General features: G+C 60.3%; 6 protein-coding genes and 1 rRNA gene. 3 read left to right on the top strand and 4 right to left on the bottom strand.

Annotated elements, in window-relative coordinates:
• The first annotated feature begins 18 nt into the window (after positions 1-18).
• A 5S ribosomal RNA gene (rrf, locus tag ADB08_RS06775) occupies positions 19-135 on the top strand.
• A 169-nt stretch (positions 136-304) separates the two neighbouring features.
• A complete protein-coding gene (locus ADB08_RS06770) occupies positions 305-1,447 on the top strand; it encodes an alpha/beta hydrolase (protein ID WP_049171987.1) in 1,143 nt (380 codons plus the stop codon).
• 132 nt (positions 1,448-1,579) lie between these two features.
• On the opposite strand, the gene ADB08_RS06765 is transcribed toward ADB08_RS06770, so the two are convergent.
• From ADB08_RS06765 to ADB08_RS06755, 3 genes are all read right to left on the bottom strand, one after another.
• Positions 1,580-2,221, bottom strand: a complete 642-nt coding sequence (locus ADB08_RS06765) for a DUF3239 domain-containing protein (protein ID WP_049171985.1) — start codon at positions 2,219-2,221, stop codon at positions 1,580-1,582.
• Positions 2,222-2,246: 25 nt separating this feature from the next.
• Positions 2,247-3,950, bottom strand: a complete 1,704-nt coding sequence (locus tag ADB08_RS06760) for a DNA repair helicase XPB (protein ID WP_016423319.1) — start codon at positions 3,948-3,950, stop codon at positions 2,247-2,249.
• A 148-nt stretch (positions 3,951-4,098) separates the two neighbouring features.
• Entirely contained in the window at positions 4,099-6,615 is a 2,517-nt protein-coding gene (locus ADB08_RS06755) for a helicase-associated domain-containing protein (protein WP_049171983.1), read from the bottom strand.
• 74 nt (positions 6,616-6,689) lie between these two features.
• Here ADB08_RS06755 and ADB08_RS06750 point away from each other — a divergent pair, with 74 nt between their 5' ends.
• Positions 6,690-6,878, top strand: coding sequence for a hypothetical protein (locus ADB08_RS06750; RefSeq protein WP_016423317.1), 189 nt, complete (start codon positions 6,690-6,692; stop codon positions 6,876-6,878).
• Between the two features lie 263 nt (positions 6,879-7,141).
• Here ADB08_RS06750 and ADB08_RS06745 read toward each other — a convergent pair.
• Positions 7,142-7,852, bottom strand: a 711-nt coding sequence (locus ADB08_RS06745; protein WP_049170654.1) for an IS30 family transposase, incomplete at its 5' end; no start/stop codon positions are given.

The raw sequence follows: 7,852 nt of genomic DNA, 5'->3' as shown, positions 1-7,852 counted from the left end.
GGTTGTTGCCTGGTTTTTGTCGGTGGTGTTAGCGGTGGGGTCACGCCCGGTCCCATTCCGAACCCGGAAGCTAAGTCCACCAGCGCCGATGGTACTGCACTCGGGAGGGTGTGGGAGAGTAGGTCGCCGCCGGCATAAAAAGTTTATTGTGTGGGTCGTGGTTGCCTTGCCCCTTGTGTGGGGTTGGGTGCTGCGGCCCACTTTTGTTTTACCCACAGGTAAACGGAATTAACTAAGCGTCGATCGGATCCTCGGTTTCCTCTTTTGGTGAATCCTCGTTGGCTCTCTGTGGCAGACTGTCTCTATGACTAATCAGACACCTAACTCCGATGTGGTTAACCTCGCTTCTTCTGAGGACGAGGCTCAAGACAACTTCACTCCCGTAACGACCGAAGAAGGTAAGCTACAACAGCTTATTGAATGGCTCGAAGAACACGTCTCGGCCTATTCCTACTTGAGCGAGGTTGTCCCCTTGGGTGCCTCTGAGGAAGACATTAAGAAGGCTCGTGCGTCAGTCAATGACCGCGGCGCTCGTATGCCAGACGCCATTATTCACGGTTCGATGATGGTCCTGGGGGCGGCTGTCAACCACTCTTCGCCATACCTTGCGTATGCCGACGGCAAGGTAGAGGTGACGGATACGACGGTGGGGGATAGTCCTAGCGTTCCGGTTCGGGTTTTTGTCCCGCAGGATCCAACCGGGTCTGTGGTAGTTGCTGCACACGGCGGCGCTTTCTGGATGGGTGACGGCAGTCTGCGTGAGAATTCCTTCGGCCCAAATATGGCTGCCCTGGCAGCCCGATCGGGCGCAATTGTTGTGGATGTGGATTACCGTCTCGCGCCAGAGCATAAAGTATCTGAGGCCGTCAATGACATCGCGCGGGTAGTCGCATCTGTTGCAGATGATTCGTTGCAGCTTCAAAAATTGGGTGCAATGCCCATCAGTGATCAGAACCCGATAGTTCTCTATGGTGTCTCTTCAGGCGGCCACAACGTTGTTTCTGCGGTGGACCAGATTAGTCAAGACACTCCGGTTGCTCTGTTGCTCGTTGCCCCGGCTCTAGACCTGCGTGGTGCTCCTGCGGTGTGGTTGCAGGCATTCTTCGGCACCTCTGATGATTCGGCAAAGGAAGTGTCACCGGGATTGCATGAGCCGTCGCGAAGCATGCGTGTCCACGTTCAGGCGGCCTCCCGCGATACTGTCGTTCGGCCAGCTACCGAGTACCTGAAGAAGGTTGAGGAGGCAGGGGGAGAGGCCTCTCAGGCGGTATTCTTGGCGACTCACCAGATTGCGGTTCCAAAGGTTCAGCGAGAACAGATTACGGACGCGGCGCGGTTCATTCTAGAGGCCACTCACACGGAACGTGAGCTGCCAGAGGATCCGGCAGGTGAATACGATAAGGAAGCGATCGACCGGCAGAACGAAGAGTCATGGGGCAAGAGCTAGTCAATCCGTTTCAGTTCCCAATGGCGCTCTCGCCGTGCATGTGAGCACCGCGGAGGGGGCGCTGCTAAGGGAAATCGGGGGCGGGTCTAGAACAGTTCAGTGCCAAAATGTCGGGGGCTAACAGCCCCCGGACTAGTTCAGCGGCAGGAGGTTGCGCTTCGTTGCGTGTACCTCTTCCACCCGGTCGATGTTGCGTTCGAGCACATTCCAATCGTTGACAGGAATATTGCGCTGGGCTTGGGCAATGATTGACTTGTCTGGAGTGGACCACGCGAGCGGCACTGGGGTGATCTCGTCGTAGAACTCGGTGCGGCTCTTGTGTGTACCGGCCACAGCAACAGCTGGCACCTTCGCGCCCACGCGGCGGGGGACACCGGAAATCGTGGTGACCGTACGTGTAGCCAGGGCCGGGACGGGCTCGCCATCGGAGGGGTTTTTACGCATGTCCACCAGGGTCATCAGCACCATGGTCCGCTCATCCACACGTGCAATCATGGCCGGAACCAGCGGGGATTCGTCGTAAAGCTCTTGCGGATCCTTAATTGCGCGTCGCACCTGGAAGGTAACGCCGACGTAGAGAGCCGCGAGGGCGAAAAGCACAACCGCGCTGCCGATAACAAACGGCGTGCGGTCGAAAACTATTAGAACCAGCACAGCGCCGACGAGCAGCAGAGCAGAGAAAATGCCGGAGGAGATGAGCAGTCGGCGGGCATCGCGGTAGTACTCGTTGTTGGCGTTGGTGTGCTCGCGGTTGACGGGGAAGTGAAAGTTCATGGCAGTCCTTTAGTTATCCAGTTTTCTAGGATTCCGAGCTAGCGGTGGAATCACCGGGCAGGGAGGGCCCGAGGTACTCGTCTGCGTCGACGATTCGGTAGGCGTAGCCCTGTTCCGCCAGGAAACGCTGGCGGTGAGCTGCGTATTCGGTATCGAGCGTATCGCGAGTCACCACCGAGTAAAAGACGGCGCCACCACCATCGGACTTCGGGCGCAGGAGACGCCCCAGGCGCTGTGCCTCCTCCTGTCGGGAACCGAAGGTGCCGGAGATTTGCACGGCGACAGAGGCTTCGGGAAGGTCGATGGAAAAGTTCGCAACCTTGGAGACCACCAGCGTGTTGATCTCGCCGCGCCGGAACTTCCCAAAGAGCTCCTCGCGTTTGGCGTTGGACGTCTTTCCTTCGATGACGTCGACGCCGAGCTCTTCGCCGATCTCTTCGAGCTGATCCAGGTAGGCACCAATCACCAGAGCGGGTTCGCCCTCGTGTCGGGCAAGGATTTGCTTGACGACGGGAATCTTCGTCGGCGTCGTTGCGGCCAGACGATACCTGTCGGAGGCCTCAGCCGTGGCGTAGAGCATGCGCTCGGACTCGGTCGGGGTCACGCGGACCTCAACGCAGTCTGCCGGTGCGATCCAGCCCTGGGCTTCAATGTCCTTCCATGGGGCGTCGTAGCGCTTCGGGCCAATCAGGCTGAAGACGTCGCCCTCGCGGCCATCTTCGCGCACCAGGGTAGCGGTGAGCCCCAGTCGACGGCGCGACTGCAGATCCGCACTCATTCGGAACACGGGAGCGGGCAGGAGGTGGACCTCGTCGTAGATGATGAGGCCCCAGTCGCGGGAATCGAATAGCTCGAGTGCGCGGTATTCTCCCTTAGTCTTGCGCGTGACCACTTGGTAGGTCGCAATGGTGACGGGGCGAATTTCCTTCTTTTCGCCGGAGTATTCGCCGATTTCGTCCTCGGTCAGCGAGGTGCGTCGCAGCAGCTCGTCGCGCCACTGCCTGCCGGCGACGGTGTTGGTGACCAGAATCAAAGTGGTGCGCTGCGCGTCTACCATGGCCGCTGCACCGACGATTGTTTTGCCTGCGCCACAGGGCAGCACCACGACGCCGGAGCCGCCTTCGCGGAAGGAATCAGCCGCCATGCGTTGGTAGTCGCGCAGTTCCCAGGTGTCGTGGCCGCCGGTGCCCTGATCCTGCCAAGCGATGGCGTGTGCCTCACCATCGATGTAGCCGGCGGTGTCATTGGCCGGCCAACCGACCTTCAGCAGCTCCTGTTTGATTCGGCCTCGCTCGGAGGGGTGCACGGTCCAGGTGTCGGCGTCGATTTGCTCGCCGAGCATCGGACGAATCTTTTTGTGCTTGGTCACCTCGGCCAGTACCGCAGGGTCGTGTGAAACCAGAATAAGGCCGTGAGCTGGATGCTTGGTCAGGCTCAGGCGACCGTAGCGGTCCATGGTCTCCGCGACGTCGATAAGCAGCGGCTGTGGGACGGGGAACTTGGAGAAGCGCTCGAGGACATCGACCACCTGCTCCGCGTCGTGACCGGCGGCGCGGGCATTCCACAGCGCCAGCGGGGTGATGCGGTAGGTGTGCACATGTTCAGGAGCACGTTCGAGCTCCGCGAACGGTGCCAGCGCCGCGCGTGCCGCATCCGCCTCCGGATTATCGACCTCCAGCAGCACCGTCTTGTCCGATTGGACGATCAGCGGACCCGTGCCGAAACCCATTATTTCCTCGCCTCGCAGACATTCGACCAAAAATAAGCTAAAGGTCAATTCTGCCACGATTACGCAGAAGATGCGGCACGGGCTCGAATCATCCCGAACCGCCACATTCGCTTCTGCATCGCTTTACGACGGTCCGCGCGCCCGCCGCCTAGTCGACAGGATGTACTTCGGTAATGCGATGCAGCAGGAAGCGCAGCACTTGACTGGTGGCCGGGTCGATAGCATCGACCTGCCCACCGGAGACGGTGACTGGGCGCACGCGCTTGCGGCCGGGTTTGCCGTTGCGGTCAACGTAGCTCAAATACAGGTCGTCGCCATGGCGAGCCGCGCGCTGCAGAAGCTTGAACGCTTCGGTGCCGGAGGCGTAGTCGCTCGTGCCACCGGTGCTAGCGCTGGCACCGGCAGCCGTGCCCGTACCTGTCGCCGAATCCGCAGCCGAGCCAGAGACCCCAGCAGTGTTGCCACTGGCTGCAGTGCCACTGGAACTACCAGCGTGCTCAGCAGCACGGTTGCCATCGGCAATAGCCGTCAACGCCTGGCTGATGCGTTCCGGTTCGGGCATCGTTGTACGCGCAGTAGGCACCGGAGCTGGCGCCTCAATGCGGCAGGGAGCGCGACCGAGATCCAGCACCAAACCCTCTGCATCTTCGGCGATGATGGAAAAGCCCGCATTTCTAGCGGTCTCAATCACCTGGGCAAGCGGGGCCTGGCTAATTAGCACCGTTTCGGCAATCTTCCGCAACGCCAGGCTTTGCCCAGCCTGGTGACTCTGGAATGAGGCCAGCAGGGCCGGATCGTCACAGCGGATAAACGAAGCTGCGGGGCCACCGCGGAGACGACCGTGGCGGCGGGCGACGTCGTCAAGCAAATAGGTAATGGACTGCGGCACCTCGCCGACGGCGTAGCGCGAAAGAAACTCCGAGATATCGGCGGCGTTGATGCCGGCGTCGAGGGCATCGCGGAGGCTGTCTTCGGTCACACGGTAGACGCTGGCGAGGCCGGGAGATTCCAGCTGCGCAATCGAACTGAGCATGCGTTCCATCTCCGGGGATGCGGGGCCCGGTACGACGATGGTGTTGTCCGCCTGGACCATCAGGTACGAGGCGTTCGGCGGCAAGAGGTTGTTGCAGGCGGCACGTAGATCGTCGAAGGCCTCGGCAGTGCCGGATTCGATGAGCGCGACCGTGGCTTTGCCGACCTCGCTAAGTCCGACGGAAATTGTTTCCACGCCCGGGTCCCGCACGACGATGCCGAGGGCGACCAGCTCGTCGACCACGCCACTGAGCGTCTCGTCTGTGCACCTCGCGTTGGTGATTGGGTAGTAGTAGGCGGCGGATTCACGCAGGTCAGTCAGAGCAATGACGTCGTTGTCGCTTGCCGACGACGCCACCTGCGCACAGCAGGCCAGCACCATTTCCCGGATTGACGGTACCCCGGAGAGCCGAGCTTGTGGGGAGAGCAGAGCAATGCGCTTGCCTTCCTCATTGAGCTGGTCGACCCGCCAGGGAGCTGCGTCGCTAGTGCGAGTGCCGACCGTCAAACTCACCCACCGGTCAACCAGATCGGCGTCGAGAAAGCCGTCGGCTGCCAGCGTGGGGGCGAAATAGTCACCACCGGTGTCATGCAGTGGCACCGGATGCGGAGTGCCGACATGAACCAGGCCCGCTGCACTGAGATTAGCCACGCCGCGAGCCAGCTCCGAGATGTCGACGCCGAGCTCCTCGATGAGATTGCGGGTTTCCCGCACTCCGATGACACCGTTTTTCAAGGTCGGCGCGGGGTCGGTTCCCAGCAAGTCCAGCAGGTCAGTCGCCTGTCGCAAAGTTTCCCAGGCAGTGGCGGCAGCACGGTCGTTACCGCTGGCGATCACCTGGGTAGCGGGGGTTTCGGGGCGCAGGGGGACGTCGTCGTCGGCAAGCCCGACTCCACGCATAAGCGCGCGAACGGTGGCGGGCAGGCGGACGGTGCCCTCGTCGATGCGTTCGAGCAGGCCGGCGTTGATGAGCGCTGGGACCGGCAGTGAAGGGTCGGCATCCGGATGAGCGTCCTTTGTGACGCCGAGCCCTCCGGAGTTGGCGAGAGTATCCAGGAGACGCTGCTGCCTGTCTGTGACCTCGGTGAGTGCCGTGCGTAGCTGGCTGCGGCTGGGGCCATCGGGATTGGGCAGAAGATACCAGCCAGGTGGCAACGAGGTGGCGACCTCATCGCTGAGACAGAAGTAGTCCTGCCAGGGCAGAGGTTTCTTGCGGGTGGACTTGCCGGTGAAGGTGCCGCGGGGGCCGGGACCGTTGCCCCAGATGAGTCCGTATTCGCGCAGGGTATCGAGGCTTGTCCGAATATGCGTGGCCGTGGGCCGTTGATTGGCGGGAACCTCTGCTCGAGAGAGTAAGTCGAGAATGTAGTCGATGAGGGCGTCCGCAGTGACGGGTTCGGCGTCAGCACCGAGGTCGGCGGCGGCCTCAATGCAGGCGAGCTCCAGTGCGGGCAGTTTGGTCAGCGCGCGGGAGACAGAAGCGCGGAGCTGGAGCCTTGCCGCTAGCACCTGGGAAGACTTCGGCGGTGGCGACAGCGCATCGGGGCGATTGCTGAGGATAGTGCCCACAAATTGGTCTGGTTGACCTGCCAGCCAGTCGGAAAAGAGTGCAAAGGGGGTGGTGCTAGTCATGACAATCCCCACTTTAGTGAGATTTAAGGAGGGGAGAAGGTGACTGGGGAGAAAATTTTTGGGATAATCTCAGCATGGCTAACGTTGCAAAGAAATCCTATGTCGATCCCGGCTGGCCGAAGGACCTCGAGCCTGGTCAGCACGCTGTTACTGAACTGATTGCTCACCACGCTGGTGCAGATTCGCCTTTCGGCGACATTGAGTTCCCGGTTGATCCGGAGACTCTGGGTTACGTGCACCCGACCACGGTGATTAACAAGTAATCTTTTAGATTCTTAGCAGAGCTACTTCTGCTGGAGGCCCGCAGCCGTGACTGCTAGTTCAGCCATGGCTGCGGGTTTTCACATCAGTGGCCTCGGGGCGGGGGCTTGAGTAGGGGCGCTTGAAGTGGGGGCTTGAAGTGGGCGGGGGCTTATTCAAGCCCAGTTTTTTGGCCAATCCACCGGAATGGCCCCATGGATGCGGGCTGCAAATGTGAAACTGTGTAAGTTTATGACACTTTCAAGCCATTTTTCGGGCGGTAGGGTCAGGCGGTCATTGCATCATGGATAACACCAGAGATTACCTCCCGGGGAGTTAACCCGTCGAGCACTACCCGTGGCCGGTTATTCAGCAATGCTTCCGCCTCGGCGACCTCTTGGTCGGTGACATCGGTAAAGTTGGTGCCTTTGGGGAAATAAAACCGGATATCCCGGTTCATCCGCTCATTGCTACCTCGCTGCCACGGCGAATGCGGATCGGCGAAAAACACCTGGATATTCTCCGCGACAGAAAACTCGGTGTGTTTGGCAAACTCCACTCCCTGATCCCAGGTCAACGTCGAAATCGTGGTGTCCATCGACTCTTTGAGCCGACGAATCATCCGTACCATCACCTCATTGACACTGGCGGCAGTATGGTCAGTGCCGAGTCTGCCGAGCAGCACAAACCTGCTGCGGCGTTCCACCAACGTCGCTAAAGCACTGGTGCCATCTGCGCCAATAATCAAATCGCCTTCCCAATGACCGGGTACCGCACGATCATTGGCTTCGGCTGGGCGAAGTGAAATATTGGCATCATGAGTCCAGCGTTTTCCACGTGGCTTGGGCACCCCGGCTAAAAGCGAGCGGGGTTTACGCCCTGGCCGGGTAGTCCGGCAGGACTTTTCAAACACAAGTTCTTTGCGCAAGCTGCCTGCCCCTTGTACGTAAAGGGCCTGGTAAATCGACTCGTGGCTAATAGTCATGGACGTATTATC

Origin of the sequence: Corynebacterium sp. 239_CJEI, assembly GCF_001055995.1 — a bacterium.
Classification (GTDB): Bacteria; Actinomycetota; Actinomycetes; order Mycobacteriales; family Mycobacteriaceae; genus Corynebacterium; species Corynebacterium jeikeium_D.
Note: the sequence above shows the minus strand (reverse complement) of the source record. Positions and strands in the feature narration are given on the sequence as shown.

Bases quoted from the DNA above. Each gene is read 5' to 3' on its own strand.
- ADB08_RS06770 (WP_049171987.1), top strand. From the start codon at position 305: ATGACTAATCAGACACCTAACTCCGATGTGGTTAACCTCGCTTCTTCT.
- ADB08_RS06765 (WP_049171985.1), bottom strand. From the start codon at position 2,221: ATGAACTTTCACTTCCCCGTCAACCGCGAGCACACCAACGCCAACAAC.
- ADB08_RS06760 (WP_016423319.1), bottom strand. From the start codon at position 3,950: ATGGGTTTCGGCACGGGTCCGCTGATCGTCCAATCGGACAAGACGGTG.
- ADB08_RS06755 (WP_049171983.1), bottom strand. From the start codon at position 6,615: ATGACTAGCACCACCCCCTTTGCACTCTTTTCCGACTGGCTGGCAGGT.
- ADB08_RS06750 (WP_016423317.1), top strand. From the start codon at position 6,690: ATGGCTAACGTTGCAAAGAAATCCTATGTCGATCCCGGCTGGCCGAAG.